This window comes from Symbiopectobacterium purcellii (assembly GCF_019797845.1).
Taxonomy (GTDB): domain Bacteria; phylum Pseudomonadota; class Gammaproteobacteria; order Enterobacterales; family Enterobacteriaceae; genus Symbiopectobacterium; species Symbiopectobacterium purcellii.
In genome coordinates this window covers 3580124-3602657 of record NZ_CP081864.1, presented here as the reverse complement: position 1 = coordinate 3602657, position 22534 = coordinate 3580124, and the positions used below count along the sequence as shown (strand labels likewise).

Genomic DNA, 22534 nt, shown 5'->3' with positions numbered 1-22534 from the left:
TGTCTTGTTAAATGAATAATTGTTATGTGTGGAGGACTCATGTCTTGGTACAAAACCGGAACTATAGCTGCCACTAACGGCAGCAAAATCATTACGGGCACAGGAACCCAATTCACTAATTCATTAAACGGTGTATCAGCAGGGCGGATGTTATTATTGCCCGCTGCTGGCACTGTTCAGATTTATGAAATTGCGTCTGTGCAATCTGATACACAATTAACGTTGGCATCGGCATTTACTGGCACAACGGGAATGGGTAAAGCTTATGCCATTCCCACTTCACCGGCTGTTTCCATTGAACAGTTTGCCCATGACTTTGCATCAACGCTTGCCTATTACCAGCAGCAGTTATCTGGCTGGCAGCAGATATTAACCGGAACGGGAAACGTTACACTCACTACGCCTGATTGGCAGACCGTTACCGTTCGCTCTCAGCAGGCTTGGGATGCTGCGCTGGATGGGAAGGTGACAGGGGTTAAGCAGACAGGCCCATTCGATGTTACCGCAGGATCACTTTTGATAAACGGAGCCTGGGGGTGGGGCGGCAGCGGTAGAATCTCAGGAATAACTTCCGATGCTGATTTGCTGACTTTCCTGCGTGACGAAAATACCCCTGGGAGCGTGCTTCGGCTTAATTATAACAGCGCATACGGAAAGCTAAACGCCGCTGGAATTTATACCCGAGCCAATGATATGTGGTCACTAATTACTGTCGGGCCACATAGTGGTGGAGGGAATACAGCTCATGGTGTGAGGATGTCTGCCGGTACAACGTCGGGGGTGCAAACAGTTGTTTATGACGTTTGGACAGATAAGAACCTTGTTAAACAATCATCGCAGGACGACACAACCGCTGGCTCCGTAGTCCTTAATGGCGGTCATGGCCTTGGCGCAAATGCTCGCCCTCGGGCTGCGGGTGCCACCGGTGGCGCTGCTGGCTGTGGGTTCTTTAGTTATACAGCTAATCATGCAGACAACCCCTTTGGAGGCACAGGTGCATCGGGGCTTCATGTGCAGGAGGCCGGGACCTACGGTTGGGATTTGCTCGGACGCGATGGTGGCGGTATTGATTTCAGGTTACGGCAGATTTCTGCTGGTGTCGCCAGCCCTTGGTCTACGCTATGGACTAGCGCAAATTTAGTTAAACAAACTACCCAATTCGATCAAACCACAGGTTCATTGATGCTTAATGGCGCATATGGTTGGGGCGGTAATGGTCAGATAGTTTCTTACGATGAGGCAACGCTTTTAGCCTGGTATAAGAACACGGCAATAGGAAGCAGAATTTATCGAAACGAGCAAGGCGGAAACCAATACGATAAACGCTATTCTCCAACACTCCTTTTGCGTTCAGGGGATACTTTCGCCTCTTTATCGATTGGTTTTTCCCCATCTATTGGCAGTGAATCATTCGGCGTTCGCGCTATGGCTGGCAATCAGACGGCGCAAGTGGTTCATAATTTTTGGACTGATAAAAACCTACCAAGCCCAGCAACAACATCTGCATCGCAATCATTTATCGGCAATCAGACATTTCAGTCAATTGCAGTCATAGCTGGTTCTGGTAATACCGGCGTTGAATTGGGGCGCGTAGATGCAGCCAGTTCGACTTTTATTGACTTTCACACTTCTGGTAACGGCTCAGGGCATGATTATGATTCACGAATTATTGCAACTGGCGGTTCGGCTGCGGTAGGTCAAGGCACCTTAAATATATTATCTTCGGCTCTCCAGTGGAATAGTTCACCAATTGTTTCCAGCAACACGGCGCAAACTATCAGCGCTATAAAAACGCACTCAGCCGCTGTAGTTACTGCGAATGCTGTCGCGTTCCGTGGCACAACAACGACCGGCACCGTATATAACCTTGCTCACATCAATGCAGCCAACATTGTTCACCTTGGAGACGGTGCCGCTCCGACAACAATCCACGGCAGTTCAATCCCGTTAGTCCAAATAGGGAGCGGAGCTAATAACCCATTGCTAGCAAGCGGTTATAACGCCGTTGCGGATTCCAACGGATTCTGGAAAACCGCATCACCCGTAGTGAAGCTGTTCGCAGACGGCACCAGCGAACTCACCAGCGAAGCCGAAGGCATCACCACTGAACGCCTGAGCGAAGGGGGGTATCGCATTTCCGGTTGTCTGGGCCTGAATGCCGATCGTGCCTGGGGCGGTGATGACGGGGGGATCGATGTGCCGATGTGCCGCAACAAGTTGCCTCGCCTGTGGGTGGACTACGGCGGTGATGAGGGCAGTAAGCAGATAAACCCGGATGGCTCTATCGTTATCCGCACCTATCATCGGCCACACCCGGATGCCCCGGCATTTGCACGCAATGAGATTGAAGGCTACGCCAATGGTGACCCGATCGATATTCCGCACGACACCTTTATCTCGGTACGGGTACAAATGCCAGAGGTTGAGGTGCAGCAGGATGTGGTTGAAACGGTGCCCAATCAGGCCGAAAACGACGTTGTTTTGGAAACTTCAACGCAAGCATAAGTAATACCCCAGGCCGGCCAGCAATGGCCGGCCTGACAGGGATGAGCACATAATCCCTCAACCTGAAATTTTTTCTCACAGCGGTGATCTCCACGCTGTTTGAGCCCAAAGATGTTTTTATAATCCCATCAAAATCAATCGATAAGCATTACGCTGTGCGTCCTGTTCCGCTGTTATTCCATTACGGAACTTATCATTCCAATTCGGCATTTCATAACCCTTCCTACAGCACCGTATAGTCTACTTATCCAATTTTTAACTTTGTTAAGGCGATTGTGAACTATCTCCCTTTGTTCGCTGACGTGAAGCAGCGTGTAGTGTTGGTGGTCGGCGGTGGTGAGGTAGCAACGCGCAAGATTGATTTGTTATTGCGCGCGGGCGCCGACGTGCATGTGGTCGCCAAATCCCTGGCAGAACCGCTGTTGTCCAAGCACCAGGCCGGTCAGGTGCACTGGTTGGCGCAGGAATTCTCCCCAGAACAGGTGGATAAAGTCTTTCTGGTGATCGCCGCAACCGATGATGTGGCGTTAAATGCGGCGGTGTCTAAAGCGGCGCAGCAGCGCTATCGCTTGGTTAACGTGGTGGACGATCAGCCCAAATGCTCATTTATTTTTCCGTCTATTGTCGATCGTTCGCCATTAGTGGTGGCGATTTCGTCGGGCGGACAAGCGCCGGTGTTGGCGCGTTTACTGCGCGAGAAGCTGGAAGCATTGCTGCCTGCCAGTTTGGGCGATATGGCCCGAGTGGCAGGGGAATGGCGCGATCGCGTCAAAGAGCGGTTTCATTCGATGCGTGCGCGCCGTCAGTTTTGGGAGCGGCTGTTTAATAGCCCTTTTGCTGACCAGATAGCCGCCGGGCAACAGACGGTGGCTGAGGAAACCCTGCGCCAGCAGTTGGATCAACCGCAGCAGGTGCAGGGGGATGTCGCGCTGGTGGGCGCCGGGCCGGGAGACGCCGGTTTGTTGACCCTGCGTGGTTTACAGCTGATCCAACTGGCGGATGTGGTGCTCTATGACCATCTGGTGAGCCCGGAAGTGCTGGAGTTGGTGCGCCGTGATGCGGAGAAAATCTGCGTCGGCAAGCGCGCCTCCGCACACTCATTGACCCAGGGGGAGATCAACCATCTGCTGTTTACGTTGGCATCGAGCGGTAAACGTGTGGTGCGACTGAAAGGCGGCGATCCGTTCATCTTTGGGCGCGGCGGTGAGGAAGTGCAATACCTGGCAAAAGCCGGGATTCCCTTCCAAATCGTACCGGGGATCACGGCGGCGGCGGGCGTTACCGCTTATGCCGGTATCCCGCTTACCCACCGAGATTACGCACAAAGCGTGCTGTTTATTACCGGGCACTGCCGTCCCGACGGCGAAGCGATCGATTGGTCCACGCTGGCGCGTGGGCGTCAGACGCTCGCTATCTATATGGGCACCGTGAAAGCGGCGGAAATCAGCCAGCAATTGATCGCCCATGGGCGTGCACCGGATACGCCAGTGGCGGTGATTAGCCGCGGAACGCGAGCGGATCAGTCCGTGAACATCGGCACGCTGGCACAGTTGGAGGCCTTGGCGCATCAGGCGCCGACGCCGGCATTATTGGTGATTGGCGAGGTGGTTGCACTGCACCATCAGCTCGCCTGGTTTGGTCTACAGGCGCAGGAGACCGGGCAAACCGGACGTTCTGCGCTTGTGAATTTGGCTTGAGGAAGGGTTATGGACGAGAAACGTGCGACAGCTTGAAGCGGAAAGCATACATATCATTCGCGAAGTGGCGGCAGAATTCAGTAATCCGGTGATGATGTACTCCATTGGCAAAGATTCTTCCGTCATGCTGCATCTGGCGCGCAAGGCATTCTACCCCGGCACGTTGCCGTTTCCGCTGCTGCATGTGGATACCGGGTGGAAGTTTCGTGAGATGTATACCTTCCGCGATCGCACCGCGAAAGCCTATGGTTGCGAACTGCTGGTGCACCGTAACCCCCAGGGCGAAGCGTTAGGGATTAACCCGTTTGTGCACGGCAGCGCCAAACACACCGATATCATGAAAACCGAAGGGTTGAAGCAGGCGCTGGATAAATACGGCTTTGATGCTGCATTCGGCGGTGCGCGGCGTGATGAGGAGAAATCCCGCGCCAAAGAGCGTATCTACTCCTTCCGTGACCGGTTTCATCGCTGGGACCCGAAAAATCAGCGCCCAGAGCTGTGGCATAACTACAACGGCCAGATTAACAAAGGGGAAAGCATTCGCGTGTTTCCGCTCTCCAACTGGACGGAACTGGATATCTGGCAATACATCTATCTGGAAAATATCGACATTGTGCCGCTCTATCTGGCCGCCCCGCGTCCGGTGCTGGAGCGTGATGGCATGTTGCTGATGGTGGATGACGATCGTATCGATCTGCAACCGGGCGAAGTGATTGAGCAACGTATGGTGCGCTTCCGTACCCTCGGCTGCTGGCCGTTGACCGGCGCGGTGGAATCACACGCGCAGACGCTACCGGAAATTATTGAAGAGATGCTGATCTCGACCACCAGCGAACGGCAAGGGCGCGTCATTGACCGGGATCAGGCCGGTTCGATGGAACTAAAAAAGCGTCAAGGGTATTTCTAAGGAATCGTCAAATGAACCAAAGCATTGCACAACAGATTGCCGAACAGGGTGGCGTCGAAGCCTATTTGCACGCGCAGCAGCATAAAAGTTTACTGCGTTTTCTGACCTGCGGCAGCGTGGATGACGGAAAAAGTACCTTGATTGGCCGTTTGCTGCATGACACGCGTCAGATATACGAAGATCAGCTTTCCACGTTACACAACGACAGCAAGCGGTTAGGCACACAAGGGGAGAAGCTGGATCTGGCGTTGCTGGTGGACGGCTTGCAGGCCGAGCGTGAGCAGGGCATTACCATTGATGTCGCTTACCGCTATTTCTCCACGGAAAGACGCAAATTCATTATTGCCGATACCCCCGGTCATGAGCAGTACACCCGCAATATGGCGACCGGGGCCTCGAACTGTGATCTGGCGATCCTGTTGATCGACGCGCGCAAAGGGGTACTGGATCAAACCCGTCGCCATAGCTTTATTGCCACGTTGCTCGGCATCCGCCATCTGGTGGTGGCGGTGAACAAAATGGATCTGGTGGACTACCAGCAAACGGTCTTTGAGCAGTTCAAGCAGGATTACCTCGATTTTGCTCAGCAGCTTCCGTCTTCGTTGCAAGTGACCTTCGTGCCGATCTCTGCGCTGGATGGCGATAACGTGGCGACGCCGAGCACCACCATGCCGTGGTACAGCGGCCCGACGCTGCTGGACGTGCTGGAAACGGTCGACGTTACGCGCGACAGCGATGCGCAGCCGATGCGTTTCCCGGTGCAATATGTAAATCGGCCCAACCTGGATTTTCGCGGTTATGCCGGAACGCTGGCCTCCGGCGTGGTGCAGGTCGGGCAGCGCGTGAGGGTGTTGCCCTCTGGCGTGACCTCTTCCGTGGCACGCATCGTGACCTTTGATGGCGATCTGCAACAGGCGCATGCGCAGGAGGCGATCACGCTAGTGCTGGCCGATGAAGTGGATATCAGCCGTGGCGATCTGTTGGTGCCGGAGGCAGATGAGCTGCGCGCGGTGCAGCATGCGCAGATCAATGTGGTGTGGATGGCGGAACAACCCTTGGTGCCGGGACACAGCTATGACATCAAGGTGGCGGGCAAGAAAACCCGCGCGCGGGTGGACAATATTCAGTATCAGGTTGAGATCAATTCGCTGACGCAGCGCGTCACAGAGAGTTTGCCGTTGAACGGCATTGGCCTGGTGGATGTGACCTTTGATGAGCCGCTGCTGCTGGAGCCCTATCAGCAAAATGCCACCACGGGCGGTATGATTTTTATCGACAGACTGAGCAACGTGACCGTCGGTGCCGGGCTGGTACGCGAGGCGATCGCTCAGGTGACGCAGGAACCGTCTGCCTACAGTGCGTTTGAGCTGGAGTTGAATGCGCTGGTGCGCCGCCACTTCCCACATTGGGGTTCGCGCGATTTGCTGGGAGGGAAGTAGCATGGCGTTGCCTTCAGAAGAGAAGCATCACGCCGTTGATGGCCATCATGATGACAACAGTAGTCGTGATGAAAACAGTAGCCGTGATGAAAATATTGTCTGGCACGATCACCCGGTGGCACGCCGCGATCGGGAGCGATTGCACCGCCACCAAGGGGCGGTTATCTGGTTCACTGGCCTGTCAGGATCGGGAAAGTCCACGCTGGCAGGGCAACTGGAACAGCGCTTACACCAACGCGGTGTCAGCACCTATTTGCTTGATGGTGACAATGTGCGCCACGGGCTATGCCGCGATCTGGGTTTTTCTGATGCCGATCGGCGCGAAAATATTCGGCGCGTGGGCGAGGTGGCCAGCCTGATGGTGGATGCCGGGCTGGTGGTGCTGACAGCGTTTATTTCCCCCCACCGCGCAGAGCGCCAGATGGTGCGTGAATCGCTGCCGGAAGGAAAGTTTATCGAAGTGTTTGTCGATACCCCATTGGCCGTATGCGAAGCGCGCGATCCTAAAGGATTGTATAAGAAAGCACGTGCCGGCACGCTTACCAATTTTACCGGTATCGATGCTGTCTATGAGCCGCCACACGCGCCTGAGCTGCGTTTGGAAGGAGAACAATTGGTAACAAATTTGACCGATCAGTTATTAGATCTACTGCACAGTCGAGCTATTATCAAAGTCTGATTGGCTCTGTCAGGTGTCACTGCCTTTCGCGGTGGGGCGGAGTGTTACAGGGTAGACTATGCAGAACGTAACGCAGTTATCTGTCAGTAAGCGGCCAAGGGGGCGTGAAGATGACCGCACCTACCCGTTTATGGGCGCCATCGCCGGTTTTTCTTTCTACTGGTTGGCGTTTGTGGTGCCGATTTGGGTCTATGGCTCGAACACCACGCTGTTTTTTATGCTCTACACCTGGCCGTTTTTTTTGGCGCTGATGCCAGCTTCCGTGCTAATCGGCGTGTTTTTCAGTGTGATTTTCAAAGGCAATATGACGCTGATGGTGTTGTGCAGCGGTGCTGTGATTGTCTGTCTGTTCTGGTTGGTGTTTTCACTGATCACCGGGTGGTGAGGTGCGGCGTAAATCGCCGCTATTTGTTACCGACGTTTAACAAATGTGACTGATATCTCCTCGCGCGCACCGTTCCTCGTGTTTCTTCTCTCGCTCTGCAACAACGCCTTTATGGCTCGGGTTACCCGCGTTACACCAAATGAACCGTACTCAGGTGCGTTAATCCGCCCTGATAATATGGAGTCGAAGGCAAAGTTATGGGATGATTAGGCGGTTTTTCAGGGGGCGGGATGGGAAAGCTAACGCTGTTATTATTGATTTTGCTCGGTTGGCTGCAATATTCGCTGTGGCTGGGTAAAAATGGCATTCATGACTATGTTCGGGTTAAAGACGACGTGGCTGTCCAACAGGGCAACAACGGCAAGCTCAAAGCCCGGAACGAACAGCTGTTTGCGGAAATCGACGATCTTAACGGTGGGCAAGAGGCCATTGAAGAGCGTGCACGCAATGAACTGGGCATGATCAAACCGGGTGAGAGCTTCTATCGTCTGGTGCCGGATCAATCCGGTCGTCGTGCGGCGACGGCGCCTTCCTCTGCGAATTCTGGCGCATCTAATGCCCTGTCATCTTCTAACCCTATGACGTCACGTTAACCCATGTCTGAACCGCTGGTCTCCTTACCTGAGGTTGTCGCCGTCCTGCCCGCGGCCGGAAACGGCAGCAGAATGGAGTGCGACTGTCCAAAACAATATCTCACCCTCCATGGAAAAACGCTGCTGGAACACACGCTGGCTGCGTTGTTTCAGCATCCGCACATTCAGCGTGCCGTGGTGGTTATCAGCCCTGACGACTGGCGCTTTGCCACCTTGCCGTTGGCTCAAGATCCGCGCATTAGCGTGGTGTTCGGCGGTACACAGCGGGCTGATTCGGTGCTGGCCGGCTTGCGCGCGGTCAGTGATGCGCCTTGGGTGTTGGTACATGACGCCGCACGCCCGTGTTTACATCTTCAGGATCTGGATCGCTTGTTACAGCTTATCCGGCACTGCGACGTGGGCGGTATTCTTGCTGCACCGGTGCGAGATACCATGAAACGTAGCCAGGGTGAGGCGATTGAGCACACGGTTGATCGCCGCGATTTATGGCATGCCTTGACGCCGCAACTGTTTCCACGGTTATTATTGCAAAATTGCCTGGAGCGCGCGTTACAACAAGGGGCTGTCGTGACCGATGAAGCGTCTGCGCTGGAGTTTTGCGGCTATCATCCACAGATTGTTGCAGGGCGCGCTGATAATATTAAAGTAACGCGTCCAGAGGATTTGGCGCTGGCCGAGTTCTACCTGGCGCGATTGGCACCGCCAAGCGTGTGAAGTGCCCTTCCGCGGTATCATGTTTCACAACCATTCGCTAATTAAGGAGAATAACCCCATGCGTATTGGTCACGGTTTTGATGTCCACAAACTGGGCGGCGAAGGCCCATTGGTGATCGGTGGGGTTCGCATTCCTTACCCTCAGGGATTGTTGGCGCATTCTGATGGGGATGTGTTGCTGCATGCGGTAACTGATGCGCTGCTCGGTGCGGCGGCGCTCGGCGATATCGGTAAACTGTTTCCCGATACCGATCCCGCCTACAAAGGCGCGGATAGCCGCGAACTGCTGCGCCAGGCGTGGCAGCGGATACAAGAAAAAGGGTATCGACTGGGCAATCTGGATGTCACTATCATTGCGCAAGCGCCGAAAATGGCCCCGCACATTCCGCAAATGCGGGTGAATCTGGCAGAAGATCTTCACTGCCATATGGATGATGTCAACGTAAAAGCCACCACCACTGAGCAGCTCGGGTTTACCGGGCGTGGCGAAGGAATTGCCTGCGAAGCGGTGGCGCTGTTGGTGAAAGATGAACGGAGTGAAGTGGTCGCATGGTAATGCAGCAAGAACCCGCTACGCTCAACATGGAAAGCCTGTTCTGGCTGCACGGTGAACCGCTGGCGACAGGGACGCTCAAAGCAAGCGCCGATGATTTCCGTGTGGTGGAAGATTTGGGGTTTGCGCCGGACGGCGATGGCGAACATCTGCTGGTTCAGGTGCGTAAACGTGGCTGCAACACCGCGTTTGTGGCGGAAGCGTTGGCGAAATTCGCCCGCATTCCCGCGCGTGCCGTGAGTTATGCTGGCTTGAAAGACCGGCATGCGGTGACGGAGCAGTGGTTTTGCCTGCATGTGCCGGGCAAAGTGTTACCCGATTTCTCCGCGTTTGCGCTTGAAGGGTGTGAAATTCTTAACAGTGCCCGTCATCGGCGTAAGCTGCGTATTGGTGCGTTGCGTGGCAATCAGTTTACGTTGACGCTGCGTAATATCAGCGACCGTGCAGCCGTCGAAGCGCGGCTAGCGGCGATTGCTGAACAGGGCGTGCCGAACTATTTTGGCAGTCAGCGCTTCGGTCGCGGTGGCAACAACCTGATTCAGGCGGCACGTTGGGCCAGAGAAGAGATTCGCGTCAGTGAGCGCAGCAAGCGTAGCTTCTATCTGTCGGCCAGTCGTAGCGCGCTGTTCAATCTCATTGTGAGCCAACGTTTGAGTCAGGGGTTGGCAACGCAGGTGTTGGCAGGTGATGCGCTGCAACTTGCCGGGCGTGGTAGTTGGTTTGTGGCAAACGAAGATGAAGTGACGGTACTTCAATCGCGCGTTGATAAGTTCGAGCTGTGCGTGACGGCTCCGCTGCCCGGCGATGGCGATCCTGGCACTCATGGTGACGCGTTGGCGTTTGAACAGCGCTGCCTGGCGGGGCACGAGACGCTGCTTGGATTACTGCGTCGCGAACGGGTCGAGGTTGCGCGCCGTGCTGCACTGCTGTATCCGCAGCAAATGCGCTGGTCCTGGTTGGATGAAACGTCGGTCACGCTGGATTTCTGGCTACCGGCGGGCAGCTTTGCCACAAGCGTAGTGCGCGAACTCATCACGCCGCTGGAGCAGATGGATATCGCTGATTGAGATGCTGTAATTTGATGCAGTACTGATGTAGTACCTATGCAACAAGGATGCGAACTCACGGCAAGGCATTGCCGTTATTGAGTAAAGGGATGAAGACGTTAATCACGACTGAGGCTGACGGGATAGGGTGAACAAGCGCATGCAAACGATGCTGACATTGTTGCGTCAGCAGGGCATTCATGACGAGCGATTGCTTAAGGCTATCGAGGCTGTGCCGCGTGAGCGTTTTGTCGACGAAGCCTTTGAGCATAAGGCTTATGAAAATACCGCGCTGCCGATAGGCTCCGGTCAAACCATCTCTCAGCCTTATATGGTTGCTCGCATGACGGACCTGCTGCAATTGACGCCCGCGTCTCGCGTGCTTGAAATTGGCACCGGTTCCGGCTACCAAACGGCGGTTTTGGCGCATTTGGTAAAGCAGGTTTTTTCCGTTGAGCGTATCAAAGGGTTGCAGTGGCAGGCTAAACGGCGGTTGAAGCAACTGGATCTGCACAATGTTTCCACCCGGCACGGTGATGGCTGGCAAGGCTGGCCGTCACGCGGTCCGTTTGATGCCATTATTGTGACGGCAGCGGCGCCTGAAATTCCGAATGCGCTGATAGCGCAATTGGATGAAGGGGGCATTATGGTGCTCCCAGTGGGAGAACATGCTCAAACGTTACAACGCATACAACGCCACGGTGGCGAATTTGTAGTGAATACCATTGAAACGGTTAAATTTGTTCCACTGGTCAAAGGCGAACTAGCCTGATACCTTTGCAAACACGTTTTGGGTATCGGTCATTTACGATTTATTTCAATAGAACGTAGTTCAATACAACCCTGTCATAGTGAGAACATGTTGATATTGTTAGCATTGAGCGGGTGCTACTGCGGTGATGACATGGCGGACCTCGAGTGGTCTCATTAAGGTATTGAATTAGTGTTACGGTTATAGGGGAGCAAGGCGCATGGGAAGCCAAACGAGAACACTGCGTCAGATAGCGGCGTGCACGGCAATTATTCTGGGGTTGGCGGGGTGTACCAATAACGACAGTAAACCCGCCCCAATCAGCAGCGTAGGCGGTCAGGGCAATAGCAGCAGTCGCGGTGGAATGCTCGCGACTGCGCCTTCTACTATATCATCTTCCGGCGATGCGCCGATCACCACGCGCGATGGCCGTATTGTCTACAACCGTAGCTATAACGCCATTCCTAAAGGCAGCTATGGCGGCAGCACCTATACGGTAAAACGCGGCGATACGTTGTTCTATATCGCCTGGATAACCGGCAGTGATTATCGCGAGCTGGCCCAGCGCAATAATGTCGCTGAGCCTTATAGCCTGAACGTCGGACAGGTGCTTCAGGTGAGTGACGGTTCTTCCGCGCCGGTAAGCAGCGGATCGACCGGAGGAGGAGGCATGCTGGCAGGCAGCGCGGGCAGCAGCAGCGGTGGTATGCTGGCACCTTCCGATGCCACGCGTGGCGGCGTGCCTCAGCCGCCGTCAATGACGCAAATTCAAACAACGCAGGTTGATTCTCAGTCAACTAATGCGTATTCTGGAAATTCGGGTAAACAGAATGTAGGTAAGATGTTGCCTTCCACCGGAGCTGCCGTGACGGCTCCTGTGACCGCCCCCGCGGCTGTTGAAAGCAGTGCTCCTGCTGTCGGCAGCTGGCGTTGGCCTACTGAGGGGAAAGTCATAGATAGTTTCTCCGCATCGGAGGGGGGAAACAAAGGGATTGATATCGCTGGCACTCGTGGGCAACCGATCATGGCGACCGCTTCAGGGCGTGTCGTTTATGCGGGCAACGCTTTGCGCGGGTACGGTAATCTGATCATCATCAAGCACGACGATGATTACCTGAGCGCCTATGCCCATAATGAAACTATGCTGGTCCGGGAACAACAAGAGGTCAAGGCGGGTCAACAGATCGCTACCATGGGTAGCACCGGAACCAGTTCAGTACGCTTGCATTTTGAAATTCGTTACAAGGGGAAATCCGTAAACCCGCTGCGTTACCTTCCGCAGCGATAAATCGGGCAGAGTATTTCGGTATTCTGCCAAGGGATCACGGGTAGGAGCCACTTATGAGCCAAAGCACGCTGAAAGTTAACGAGTTACATGATGATGCCGAGTTCGAGGAAAATGGACTTGATGTTTTTGACGAAAAGGCGTTAGCGGGGGATAATGAGGCATCCGACGATGAGTTGTTATCCCAAAGTGCAGCCCAGCGTGTGCTGGATGCTACCCAACTCTATTTAGGAGAGATCGGTTACTCTCCGCTTCTGACCGCTGAAGAAGAAGTCTTTTTTGCCCGTAGAGCGCTGCGCGGTGATGTATCATCGCGACGCCGTATGATTGAAAGTAACCTGCGGCTTGTGGTGAAAATTGCCCGTCGCTACAACAATCGCGGTCTGGCGCTGTTGGATCTCATCGAAGAAGGTAATCTTGGTTTGATCCGTGCGGTTGAGAAGTTCGATCCTGAAAGGGGTTTCCGCTTTTCAACCTATGCCACATGGTGGATTCGCCAAACGATTGAACGGGCTATCATGAACCAAACCCGTACCATTCGTTTGCCTATCCATATCGTTAAAGAATTGAACGTTTATCTGCGTACCGCACGTGAGCTTTCGCATAAGCTGGATCACGAGCCCAGTGCGGAAGAGATTGCCGAGCAGCTCGACAAACCTGTTGATGACGTAAACCGCATGTTGCGCTTGAATGAGCGTATCACATCGGTAGATACGCCATTGGGCGGGGACTCTGATAAAGCGCTGCTGGATATTCTGGCGGATGAAAAAAACAACGGACCAGAAGACACCACGCAAGACAACGATATGAAACAGAATATCGTTAAATGGTTGTTTGAACTGAACGCTAAACAGCGTGAAGTGCTGGCTCGTCGTTTTGGGCTGCTGGGGTATGAAGCGGCAACGCTTGAAGACGTTGGTCGTGAAATTGGCTTAACCCGTGAACGCGTGCGCCAAATCCAGGTGGAAGGGCTGCGCCGTCTGCGTGAAATTTTGCAAGTACAGGGGCTGGATATTGAAGAGCTGTTCCGTGAATAACGAAGCAGAAACAATCGCCGTATTTGCACGTTGAGTCGACTCGCAGTCAAATAAAAAAGGTGGGGAAAACCCCACCTTTTTTTATACTTTATTGCTGCGTATTAACGAACGGTATTGGCCGATAAAAAATCAACGATCTCACCAACCTTGATCATCTTTTTCTCACCGTCGCGACGATATTTATATTCAATCTCGTCGTTATCCAGATTGCGATCGCCAATGACGATAGTGTGCGGCACGCCGATCAATTCCATATCCGCAAACATCACACCCGGACGCTCTTTACGATCGTCGAGCAGCACATCGATGCCTTTGGCGCGCAGTTGCTGATAAATGTCTTCAGCCAGCTCTTTCACGCGGAACGACTTGTGCATGTTCATCGGCAGGATCGCCACCTGGAAGGGGGCAATGGCGTCATGCCAGATAATGCCACGATCGTCGTGATTCTGTTCGATAGCCGCCGCCACCACGCGCGTCACCCCAATACCGTAACAGCCCATGGTCAGGATCTGGTTGCGACCATCTTCACCCTGCACGCTGGCTTGCAGTGCCTGAGAATATTTGGTGCCCAACTGGAAGATATGACCCACTTCGATGCCGCGTTTGATTAACAGCGTGCCTTTCCCGTCCGGGCTGGCATCGCCTTCAACCACATTGCGGATATCAGCCACTTGCGGCAGTGCAACGTCACGTTCCCAGTTAACACCGAAGAAGTGTTTGCCGTCCTGGTTTGCTCCAGCGCCAAAATCGCTCATTGCGGCGACGGTGCGATCGATAATCACTGGTATCGGCATATTGACCGGGCCGAGTGAGCCCGGACCCGCGCCAACGATATCGCGAATTTCCGCCTCGGTTGCGAAGGTCAGCGGGCTGGCAACCTGCTCCAGTTTCTCCGCTTTCACTTCATTCAGTTCGTGATCGCCGCGCACCAGCAGAGCAATCAGCGTGTGGCCGCTCTCTTGTGTCGCTTTCACCAGCAGCGTTTTGACGGTTTTTTCGATCGGCAGGTTAAACTGCTCAACCAGCTCGGCGATAGTTTTGGCGTTCGGCGTATCAACCAGACGCATTTCTTCTTTCGCTTCTGCACGTCCCAGCGTGGGGGCAACGGCTTCAGCAAATTCGATATTGGCGGCGTACTCGGAGTCGGTAGAGAAAACGATGTCGTCTTCGCCGCTCTGCGCCAGCACTTGGAATTCGTGTGATGCGCTGCCACCGATGGAGCCGGTGTCTGCCTGAACCGCGCGGAAGTTCAACCCCATGCGACTAAATGCGCGGCTATAGGCGTCGTACATCGCGTCATAGGTGACCTGCAACGATTCCTGCGAGGTATGGAACGAGTAGGCGTCTTTCATGATGAATTCGCGAGAACGCATCACGCCGAAACGCGGGCGCACTTCATCGCGAAATTTGGTCTGGATCTGGAACAGATTCAGCGGCAGCTGCTTATAAGAGCTCAGTTCGTTGCGCACCAGATCGGTAATCACTTCTTCATGCGTTGGGCCGAGAACAAACGGGCGGTCACCGCGATCGACAAAGCGCAGCAATTCCGGGCCATATTGTTCCCAGCGGCCACTCTCCTGCCACAGATCGGCGGGTTGTACCACGGGCATGGAAATCTCGATAGCACCGGCGTTGTTCATCTCTTCACGCACGATGTTTTCGACTTTCTTCAGAACCCGGTAGCCGGTCGGCAACCAGGTGTATAACCCGGAGGCCAGCTTGCGGATCATCCCGGCGCGCAGCATCAACTGATGGCTGATGACTTCCGCGTCGGCTGGCGTCTCCTTCAGGGTGGAGAGCAGATATTGGCTAGTACGCATGGTGTTTTAGTTCCGTCAGAACGCAAAGTAATGGGCACCGATGTGCCCCAAAACGAGATGCAAAGGGCCGTATGGGCCCTTAAACACGGTAAAGTGGCTTAGTGTAACAGTGACTTTCCTTCGTCAAAAGTGTGCGACGTGAATTTTATGGCGCGCAGGTCATGGATAACGATTCAATGTGCGCTTAGCGCGGTGCTGGCTCAAGGCTAAGCACTTCTGTCTGCATGGCTGTTACGCGCCAGCGTACGTTGAATTCGAGCAGCAGGGCGGCGTAATCGCGCGAGACTTCCCCCTTGCGGTACGCCGGGCGCGGATCCTGATTCAATACCTGGGTGATAAAACGGCGCAGGTGCGGGTAAGTGGATTGATGTTGCGCCAGTTGTTGCTCTGCCAGTGCAGAAAAATGCACGGGCATCGCGGTGTCTGGTGCCTGTTGCGCGAAGCCGCCGATGGCATCAGGCACGCTCTCCGCAAAGGGCAAATAGGGTTTGATATCAACCACTGGCGTACCATCGACCAGATCGAGGCTGCCCAACTGTAAGATAACGCTGTCGCCTGTGGTCTTTATCCCTTTCAGTCTGACCAGCGACATACCGATAGGATTCGGGCGAAACGTGGAACGTGTGGCGAAAACCCCCATACGCACATTCCCGCCCAAACGGGGAGGGCGCACCGTTGGGCGCCAGCCCTGCTCCATGGTGTGGTGAAAAACAAACAGTACCCAAATATGGCTGAACGCATCCAGCCCACGCACCGCTTCTGGCTGGTGGTAGGGCGGCAGAAGATGCAGTTCTCCGTCGCCATCTTCAATCAGGCCGGGTTGCCGTGGCACGGCGAATTTTTCTTTATAAGGCGAACGGATAACGCCAATCTGATCGAAATGATAGGTGGTCATTGCCCGGCTTTATTGAGAAGAAATTTTCAGTGCAGTGCCTTCACAAATGGCCTGCCGATAGCAGCCTGCAACACCGCTGACTACCTGGCAGTTGTGCACCAGAACCGCATTAGCGCGCATCGCTGTTGCTCGCGTTTGCATACGGCGGCGGGCATTGGCAACCGTCGCCGGCGTATCTTGCATGCTTGCCTGACATACAGAGCCGGACACTTCGCCCATATCGCGGAACGTTTTACCCACCAGCTCTTCCGCACTGTTATACAGCACGGCGGTTGCCGGACGCGGAGCCGGTTTTGCTTTCGCCGGGGCTTTGACAGCCGGTTCGATAACCGGTTGCGGTGCAGGTGCCGTTTTGGGTTGCAGCAGGGAACATCCTGTTAGTGACAGCGCTAAAAACACGAGCGGTATAGCACGCATAGCATTTCCTCTTTACTCTTCATCTTTTTTGAAGTGCGCTTATTGAAGCAAGCTACGACACAAATAACAAGACGGGCACCGAGGCCCGCCTTGAAATAATTGTCACTCGCGTATTGGGTGATATTACCAGCCTTTCACCGCGCCGCCGTTGAAAATCTTGTTGGCCGCTTCATAAACTTCGTCTGACTGGTAGGCCTGAACGAATTTCTTCACGTTAGCCGCGTCTTTGTTGTCTTCACGCGACACAATCAGGTTGACGTACGGAGAGTCTTTCTCTTCCACGAACAGACCGTCTTTGGTCGGTGTCAGGTTAATCTGGCTGGCATAGGTGGTGTTGATGATAGCCAGTGCGATTTGATCGTCATCCAGAGAGCGCGGCAGTTGCGGTGCTTCCAGCTCGACCAGTTTCAGGTTTTTCGGGTTTTCAACCACGTCCAGCACGGTCGGCAGCAGGCCAACGTTATCTTTCAGTTTGATCAAACCCTGTTTTTGCAGCAGCAGCAGAGAGCGCCCCAGGTTGGTCGGATCGTTAGGCAGTGCGATTTGTGCCCCGTTTTGCAGCTCGTCTAATGATTTGATTTTTTTGGAATAGCCAGCGATCGGGTAGACAAAACTATTGCCAACAGCAACCAGTTTGTAACCACGGTCTTTGATCTGTTGATCCAGATAAGGCTTGTGCTGGAAGGCATTCAGGTCGATATCCCCTTTGCTCAGCGCTTCGTTCGGCAACACGTAATCGTTAAAGGACACCAGTTCCACGGTCAGGCCATATTTGTCTTTAGCCACTTTTTGTGCAACTTCAGCAACTTGCTGTTCAGCACCCACAATAACACCGACTTTGATGTGGTTCGGGTCTTTTTCTTCTTGTCCGCAGCCTGCCAGCGCCAGTGCACCCAGTAGCGTACCCAGTGCGGCGACGGTTTTAAATTTGATTGTCATTTCCTTAACCTCTGCATATTTAACGTTTTGCGGCTTGCCATCAGCGGCATAGTCCGACGTGTAGTAAAACTTATTTATGAGTCACTGCCCGTACCGTGCGATCGCCTACGAATTGGATCAGGTAGACCAGAACAACCAGTAATATTAATACCGTATTCATGACTGTCGCGTTATAACCAATGTATCCATACTGATAACCAATTTGACCTAATCCACCGGCACCGACTGCGCCCCCCATAGCAGAATAGCCTACCAGGGTGATAAGTGTGATGGTGGCGGCATTGATAAGACCGGGAAGTGCTTCTGGCAGCAGAATCTTACGAATGATCTGTAGCGGTGTCGCGCCCATCGCGCGCGCCGCCTCGATCAATCCGCTGGAGATTTCCAGCAGGGCGTTCTCTACCATACGTGCGATAAATGGCGCCGCGCCGACGGTCAATGGCACAATGGCGGCCTTCAACCCGATAGAGGTGCCGACGATGGCGCGTGTGAACGGAATCATCCACACCAGCAAAATAATGAACGGAATAGAACGGAAAATATTCACCAACGCTGACAGTGTGCGATACAGCGGCGGATTGGCAACGATTTGACCCGGACGGGTAATATAAAGCATCACGCCAACCGGCAATCCCAGCACAAAGCCAAAGAAGCCGGAAACAAATGTCATCACTACGGTTTCCCAAACGCCTTTCACCATCAACCACATCATTGCTTCAGACATAGCCCAGCACCTCAACTTTCACATGGTGTTCCTGTAAAAACGCGATGGCGGCCACCGTGTCCTGTTCTTCGCCGTGCATCTCGGCCAACATGATGCCGAATTTAACGCCACCTGCGTAATCCATCTGCGCACTGATGATATTGTTATTGATGTTAAAGCGGCGTGCGATAGTGGAGAGTAACGGCGCATCGACGGATTGACCGGTAAACTCCAACCGTAGCAGCGGGGTGTTCTGGTCGTTGTGCGGTGCGGCGATGAGCCGAGTCTGGTAATCCTCGGGGATATCCAGATGCAGCGTAGACTGAATAAAGGTTTGTGCCAGAGGCGTTTTAGGGTGAGAGAACACTTCGCTGACCGTGTCCTGCTCAATCAATTGACCACCACTGATAACCGCTACCTGATCGCAGATGCGCTTTACTACATCCATTTCATGAGTGATCAACAGGATGGTTATCCCTAAACGGCGGTTAATGTCTTTGAGCAGTTCGAGAATGGAACGCGTCGTGGCCGGATCGAGCGCGCTGGTGGCCTCGTCACACAGCAGCACCTTGGGGTTGCTGGCCAGCGCGCGAGCAATCGCAACGCGCTGCTTTTGCCCACCGGACAGATTTGCCGGGTAAGCATCGTGCTTGTCCGATAACCCCACCAGTTCTAGCAGCTCGTTGACGCGGCGGGTAATTTCGCTTTTCGGCGTGGTGTCCAACTCAAGAGGCAGAGCCACGTTACCAAACACGGTGCGGGACGCCAAAAGGTTAAAGTGCTGGAAGATCATGCCAATCTGGCGGCGTGCCTTGGTCAACTGCGCTTCGGACAGTGCCATCAAATCCTGGTCACCGACCAATACCTCGCCGTGTGTCGGGCGCTCCAGCAGATTGACGCAGCGAATCAACGTACTTTTACCTGCACCGGATGCACCGATAACCCCATAGATTTGCCCCGCAGGGACATGCAGACTGACATTGTCCAGTGCTGTGATGGTCCGGCCTTTCTGCTGGAAAATTTTTGTAATGTTAGAAAGTTTAATCATCTTTATTTATCGTAAGTGCCTATCGTGGGATAGATCAACGTCTGCCGTATGCAGAATATTGTACGGATGTTAGGGCGTCTAGACGTCTAAGTCAATTTACTTTGTCGTTATGACGCATTCTCGCCAAGGACAAAAACATGCGATACTAACCTGCAAATAACGCCATCAGGAGCACATAGCAGTGGCACAACCCATTCCAGCCGTTTTTCTCGATCGCGACGGCACGATTAATGTCGATCACGGTTACGTTCATGAGATCGATCAGTTTGAGTTCATAGATGGCGTTATCGACGCGATGAGTGAACTAAAGAAGAAAGGATTTGCACTGGTGCTGGTGACTAACCAGTCCGGTATTGCGCGTGGCATGTTCAGTGAAGATGATTTCATGCACCTGACCGAGTGGATGGATTGGTCGCTGGCCGATCGCGGGGTCGATTTGGATGGCATCTATTTCTGTCCCCACCACGCAGAACAGGGGCAAGGGGAATATCGTCAGGAGTGTGACTGCCGTAAACCCAAACCAGGCATGTTCCTCTCAGCGCAGAGCTTCCTCAATATCGATATGGCCGCTTCTTATATGGTGGGTGATAAAGAAGAAGATATGCAGGCTGCCATTGCGGCGGGTGTTGGAACCAAAGTGCTGGTGCGTACTGGCAAGGCGATTACCGAGCAAGGCGAAGCGCTGGCGGATATTGTGATTGATAGTCTGGCCGATTTGCCGCGCGTTATCGAACAGCGTAAATGAGTAAAATCGGGCTTATCGGGCGGAATTTGAACAAACGAAAAAAAAGATGAAAAAAAAGGGGTTGTGTAAATTATTGGGATCCCTATAATGCGCCTCCGTTGACACGACACGAAGCGATTCAAAGCGAGGTCAGCAAGAGAAAAACGATTCACTTTCAAATGAAAATAATCGTTGACTCTGAAAGAGGAAAGCGTAGTATACGCCACCTCGCGACAGCAGGCTGTAAGCCGCGTCGCAACGCTCTTTAACAATTAATCAGACAATCTGTGTGGGCACTCACAGGACTTTATCGTAAAGCCTACGGGCTTAAAAAATAAAAGTCTTGAAGAGTGAACAACAGTTAATTCATTACGAACTAACAGTAATAATTCTTTGAGCATCGCTTCTCTTGCAGAAGCAAATCAAACTTTAAATTGAAGAGTTTGATCATGGCTCAGATTGAACGCTGGCGGCAGGCCTAACACATGCAAGTCGAGCGGTAGCACAGGAGAGCTTGCTCTTTGGGTGACGAGCGGCGGACGGGTGAGTAATGTCTGGGAAACTGCCTGATGGAGGGGGATAACTACTGGAAACGGTAGCTAATACCGCATAACGTCGCAAGACCAAAGCGGGGGACCTTCGGGCCTCGCGCCATCAGATGTGCCCAGATGGGATTAGCTAGTAGGTGGGGTAATGGCTCACCTAGGCGACGATCCCTAGCTGGTCTGAGAGGATGACCAGCCACACTGGAACTGAGACACGGTCCAGACTCCTACGGGAGGCAGCAGTGGGGAATATTGCACAATGGGCGCAAGCCTGATGCAGCCATGCCGCGTGTGTGAAGAAGGCCTTCGGGTTGTAAAGCACTTTCAGCGAGGAGGAAGGCAGTAAGGTTAATAACCTTGCTTATTGACGTTACTCGCAGAAGAAGCACCGGCTAACTCCGTGCCAGCAGCCGCGGTAATACGGAGGGTGCAAGCGTTAATCGGAATGACTGGGCGTAAAGCGCACGCAGGCGGTTTGTTAAGTTGGATGTGAAATCCCCGGGCTTAACCTGGGAACTGCATTCAAAACTGGCAAGCTAGAGTCTCGTAGAGGGGGGTAGAATTCCAGGTGTAGCGGTGAAATGCGTAGAGATCTGGAGGAATACCGGTGGCGAAGGCGGCCCCCTGGACGAAGACTGACGCTCAGGTGCGAAAGCGTGGGGAGCAAACAGGATTAGATACCCTGGTAGTCCACGCTGTAAACGATGTCGATTTGGAGGTTGTGCCCTTGAGGCGTGGCTTCCGGAGCTAACGCGTTAAATCGACCGCCTGGGGAGTACGGCCGCAAGGTTAAAACTCAAATGAATTGACGGGGGCCCGCACAAGCGGTGGAGCATGTGGTTTAATTCGATGCAACGCGAAGAACCTTACCTACTCTTGACATCCAGAGAATTTAGCAGAGATGCTTTAGTGCCTTCGGGAACTCTGAGACAGGTGCTGCATGGCTGTCGTCAGCTCGTGTTGTGAAATGTTGGGTTAAGTCCCGCAACGAGCGCAACCCTTATCCTTTGTTGCCAGCGGTTCGGCCGGGAACTCAAAGGAGACTGCCAGTGATAAACTGGAGGAAGGTGGGGATGACGTCAAGTCATCATGGCCCTTACGAGTAGGGCTACACACGTGCTACAATGGCGTATACAAAGAGAAGCGACCTCGCGAGAGCAAGCGGACCTCATAAAGTACGTCGTAGTCCGGATTGGAGTCTGCAACTCGACTCCATGAAGTCGGAATCGCTAGTAATCGTAGATCAGAATGCTACGGTGAATACGTTCCCGGGCCTTGTACACACCGCCCGTCACACCATGGGAGTGGGTTGCAAAAGAAGTAGGTAGCTTAACCTTCGGGAGGGCGCTTACCACTTTGTGATTCATGACTGGGGTGAAGTCGTAACAAGGTAACCGTAGGGGAACCTGCGGTTGGATCACCTCCTTACCTAATGATACTGATCTTGTGAAGTGTTCACACAGATTGTCTGATGAAAGAAATCGAGCGGTTAGAAGACCTTATAGGCTTGTAGCTCAGGTGGTTAGAGCGCACCCCTGATAAGGGTGAGGTCGGTGGTTCAAGTCCACTCAGGCCTACCAAAATCGTTCTTGTGCTGCGTTGTGAAACAACTCGCATACTGGTGTATGCGTCGTCATTTCACGCCTTGCTCAAAAACGATTTGGCAAAGGTCTAACATTCGATGGGGCTATAGCTCAGCTGGGAGAGCGCCTGCTTTGCACGCAGGAGGTCTGCGGTTCGATCCCGCATAGCTCCACCATTTACCGTATCGATACCCAATACTTCAGAGTGTACTGTTTGACAGTATGCTGCGAAGTATTTTGCTCTTTAACAATCTGGAACAAGCTGAAAA

Annotated in this window: 20 protein-coding genes, 2 tRNA genes and 1 rRNA gene; 17 read left to right on the top strand and 6 right to left on the bottom strand. The window is 53.5% G+C overall.

Translation table 11 applies throughout. The annotated features are described in order from the left end of the window. Positions 1-39: 39 nt before the first annotated feature. The 13 genes from K6K13_RS16885 to rpoS all read left to right on the top strand — a co-directional run bounded on the left by K6K13_RS16885 (position 40) and on the right by rpoS (position 13591). On the top strand, positions 40-2505 hold the full coding sequence (locus tag K6K13_RS16885) for a phage tail fiber protein (RefSeq protein WP_222158021.1): 2466 nt from the start codon (positions 40-42) through the stop codon (positions 2503-2505). Between the two features lie 275 nt (positions 2506-2780). After that, on the top strand, positions 2781-4202 hold the full coding sequence (cysG, locus tag K6K13_RS16880; protein ID WP_222158020.1) for a siroheme synthase CysG: 1422 nt from the start codon (positions 2781-2783) through the stop codon (positions 4200-4202). After that, positions 4192-5109, top strand: a complete 918-nt coding sequence (gene cysD / locus K6K13_RS16875) for a sulfate adenylyltransferase subunit CysD (RefSeq protein WP_222161150.1) — start codon at positions 4192-4194, stop codon at positions 5107-5109. The genes cysG and cysD overlap by 11 nt, the downstream gene beginning before the upstream one ends. A gap of 11 nt (positions 5110-5120) precedes the next feature. After that, positions 5121-6548, top strand: coding sequence for a sulfate adenylyltransferase subunit CysN (cysN, locus tag K6K13_RS16870; protein WP_222158019.1), 1428 nt, complete (start codon positions 5121-5123; stop codon positions 6546-6548). Beyond that, positions 6487-7227 carry an adenylyl-sulfate kinase gene (gene cysC / locus K6K13_RS16865; protein ID WP_222158018.1) on the top strand — a complete coding sequence of 247 codons (741 nt, stop codon included), beginning with the start codon at positions 6487-6489 and terminating at the stop codon, positions 7225-7227. The genes cysN and cysC overlap by 62 nt, the downstream gene beginning before the upstream one ends. A gap of 58 nt (positions 7228-7285) precedes the next feature. Next, a complete protein-coding gene (locus K6K13_RS16860; RefSeq protein ID WP_222158017.1) occupies positions 7286-7612 on the top strand; it encodes a DUF3561 family protein in 327 nt (108 codons plus the stop codon). A gap of 230 nt (positions 7613-7842) precedes the next feature. Beyond that, entirely contained in the window at positions 7843-8205 is a 363-nt protein-coding gene (gene ftsB, locus K6K13_RS16855; protein WP_222158016.1) for a cell division protein FtsB, read from the top strand. A gap of 3 nt (positions 8206-8208) precedes the next feature. Further along, complete coding sequence (gene ispD, locus K6K13_RS16850) at positions 8209-8919, top strand: 2-C-methyl-D-erythritol 4-phosphate cytidylyltransferase (RefSeq protein ID WP_222158015.1); 711 nt, start codon at positions 8209-8211, stop codon at positions 8917-8919. 58 nt (positions 8920-8977) lie between these two features. Further along, entirely contained in the window at positions 8978-9475 is a 498-nt protein-coding gene (gene ispF / locus K6K13_RS16845) for a 2-C-methyl-D-erythritol 2,4-cyclodiphosphate synthase (RefSeq protein ID WP_222158014.1), read from the top strand. Positions 9476-9501: 26 nt separating this feature from the next. After that, on the top strand, positions 9502-10539 hold the full coding sequence (gene truD / locus K6K13_RS16840; RefSeq protein WP_222161149.1) for a tRNA pseudouridine(13) synthase TruD: 1038 nt from the start codon (positions 9502-9504) through the stop codon (positions 10537-10539). Between the two features lie 139 nt (positions 10540-10678). After that, on the top strand, positions 10679-11290 hold the full coding sequence (locus tag K6K13_RS16835; RefSeq protein WP_222158013.1) for a protein-L-isoaspartate(D-aspartate) O-methyltransferase: 612 nt from the start codon (positions 10679-10681) through the stop codon (positions 11288-11290). Between the two features lie 199 nt (positions 11291-11489). Then, the gene (nlpD, locus tag K6K13_RS16830; protein WP_222158012.1) at positions 11490-12557 is read left to right on the top strand and encodes a murein hydrolase activator NlpD; all 1068 of its coding nucleotides are present in this window, start codon (positions 11490-11492) and stop codon (positions 12555-12557) included. Between the two features lie 53 nt (positions 12558-12610). Beyond that, positions 12611-13591 (top strand): RNA polymerase sigma factor RpoS, encoded by a 981-nt coding sequence (gene rpoS / locus K6K13_RS16825; protein WP_222158011.1) that lies wholly within the window; start codon positions 12611-12613, stop codon positions 13589-13591. 101 nt (positions 13592-13692) lie between these two features. Here rpoS and proS read toward each other — a convergent pair whose 3' ends face one another. From proS to metN, 6 genes are all read right to left on the bottom strand, one after another. After that, on the bottom strand, positions 13693-15411 hold the full coding sequence (proS, locus tag K6K13_RS16820) for a proline--tRNA ligase (RefSeq protein ID WP_222158010.1): 1719 nt from the start codon (positions 15409-15411) through the stop codon (positions 13693-13695). Between the two features lie 184 nt (positions 15412-15595). Continuing rightward, positions 15596-16306, bottom strand: a complete 711-nt coding sequence (gene tsaA / locus K6K13_RS16815) for a tRNA (N6-threonylcarbamoyladenosine(37)-N6)-methyltransferase TrmO (protein WP_222158009.1) — start codon at positions 16304-16306, stop codon at positions 15596-15598. A gap of 9 nt (positions 16307-16315) precedes the next feature. Continuing rightward, positions 16316-16723, bottom strand: coding sequence for an envelope stress sensor lipoprotein RcsF (gene rcsF / locus K6K13_RS16810; RefSeq protein ID WP_222158008.1), 408 nt, complete (start codon positions 16721-16723; stop codon positions 16316-16318). A gap of 123 nt (positions 16724-16846) precedes the next feature. Next, positions 16847-17662, bottom strand: a complete 816-nt coding sequence (locus tag K6K13_RS16805; RefSeq protein ID WP_222158007.1) for a MetQ/NlpA family lipoprotein — start codon at positions 17660-17662, stop codon at positions 16847-16849. Between the two features lie 70 nt (positions 17663-17732). Next, on the bottom strand, positions 17733-18386 hold the full coding sequence (locus K6K13_RS16800) for a methionine ABC transporter permease MetI (RefSeq protein ID WP_222158006.1): 654 nt from the start codon (positions 18384-18386) through the stop codon (positions 17733-17735). Then, on the bottom strand, positions 18379-19413 hold the full coding sequence (metN, locus tag K6K13_RS16795; RefSeq protein WP_222158005.1) for a methionine ABC transporter ATP-binding protein MetN: 1035 nt from the start codon (positions 19411-19413) through the stop codon (positions 18379-18381). Before metN ends, K6K13_RS16800 begins: the two co-directional genes overlap by 8 nt. A gap of 181 nt (positions 19414-19594) precedes the next feature. On the opposite strand from metN, the gene gmhB reads away from it, so the two are divergent. The 4 genes from gmhB (at position 19595) to K6K13_RS16775 (ending at position 22441) form a co-directional block, all read left to right on the top strand. Beyond that, positions 19595-20158 carry a D-glycero-beta-D-manno-heptose 1,7-bisphosphate 7-phosphatase gene (gmhB, locus tag K6K13_RS16790; RefSeq protein WP_222158004.1) on the top strand — a complete coding sequence of 188 codons (564 nt, stop codon included), beginning with the start codon at positions 19595-19597 and terminating at the stop codon, positions 20156-20158. A 410-nt stretch (positions 20159-20568) separates the two neighbouring features. Then, positions 20569-22110: ribosomal RNA gene (locus K6K13_RS16785) — 16S ribosomal RNA — on the top strand. 75 nt (positions 22111-22185) lie between these two features. After that, positions 22186-22262: transfer RNA gene (locus tag K6K13_RS16780), tRNA-Ile, on the top strand. A gap of 103 nt (positions 22263-22365) precedes the next feature. Further along, positions 22366-22441, top strand: a tRNA-Ala gene (locus tag K6K13_RS16775). Positions 22442-22534: the final 93 nt, after the last annotated feature.

Excerpts from the sequence above, each read along its gene's own strand:
- cysN (WP_222158019.1), top strand. The coding sequence starts at position 5,121 with ATGAACCAAAGCATTGCACAACAGATTGCCGAACAGGGTGGCGTCGAA.
- tsaA (WP_222158009.1), bottom strand. The coding sequence starts at position 16,306 with ATGACCACCTATCATTTCGATCAGATTGGCGTTATCCGTTCGCCTTAT.
- rcsF (WP_222158008.1), bottom strand. The coding sequence starts at position 16,723 with ATGCGTGCTATACCGCTCGTGTTTTTAGCGCTGTCACTAACAGGATGT.
- ispF (WP_222158014.1), top strand. The coding sequence starts at position 8,978 with ATGCGTATTGGTCACGGTTTTGATGTCCACAAACTGGGCGGCGAAGGC.
- metN (WP_222158005.1), bottom strand. The coding sequence starts at position 19,413 with ATGATTAAACTTTCTAACATTACAAAAATTTTCCAGCAGAAAGGCCGG.
- K6K13_RS16885 (WP_222158021.1), top strand. The coding sequence starts at position 40 with ATGTCTTGGTACAAAACCGGAACTATAGCTGCCACTAACGGCAGCAAA.
- proS (WP_222158010.1), bottom strand. The coding sequence starts at position 15,411 with ATGCGTACTAGCCAATATCTGCTCTCCACCCTGAAGGAGACGCCAGCC.
- rpoS (WP_222158011.1), top strand. The coding sequence starts at position 12,611 with ATGAGCCAAAGCACGCTGAAAGTTAACGAGTTACATGATGATGCCGAG.
- K6K13_RS16805 (WP_222158007.1), bottom strand. The coding sequence starts at position 17,662 with ATGACAATCAAATTTAAAACCGTCGCCGCACTGGGTACGCTACTGGGT.
- ispD (WP_222158015.1), top strand. The coding sequence starts at position 8,209 with ATGTCTGAACCGCTGGTCTCCTTACCTGAGGTTGTCGCCGTCCTGCCC.
- K6K13_RS16860 (WP_222158017.1), top strand. The coding sequence starts at position 7,286 with ATGCAGAACGTAACGCAGTTATCTGTCAGTAAGCGGCCAAGGGGGCGT.
- ftsB (WP_222158016.1), top strand. The coding sequence starts at position 7,843 with ATGGGAAAGCTAACGCTGTTATTATTGATTTTGCTCGGTTGGCTGCAA.
- K6K13_RS16800 (WP_222158006.1), bottom strand. The coding sequence starts at position 18,386 with ATGTCTGAAGCAATGATGTGGTTGATGGTGAAAGGCGTTTGGGAAACC.
- K6K13_RS16835 (WP_222158013.1), top strand. The coding sequence starts at position 10,679 with ATGCAAACGATGCTGACATTGTTGCGTCAGCAGGGCATTCATGACGAG.
- truD (WP_222161149.1), top strand. The coding sequence starts at position 9,502 with ATGGAAAGCCTGTTCTGGCTGCACGGTGAACCGCTGGCGACAGGGACG.
- nlpD (WP_222158012.1), top strand. The coding sequence starts at position 11,490 with ATGGGAAGCCAAACGAGAACACTGCGTCAGATAGCGGCGTGCACGGCA.
- cysC (WP_222158018.1), top strand. The coding sequence starts at position 6,487 with ATGCGCTGGTGCGCCGCCACTTCCCACATTGGGGTTCGCGCGATTTGC.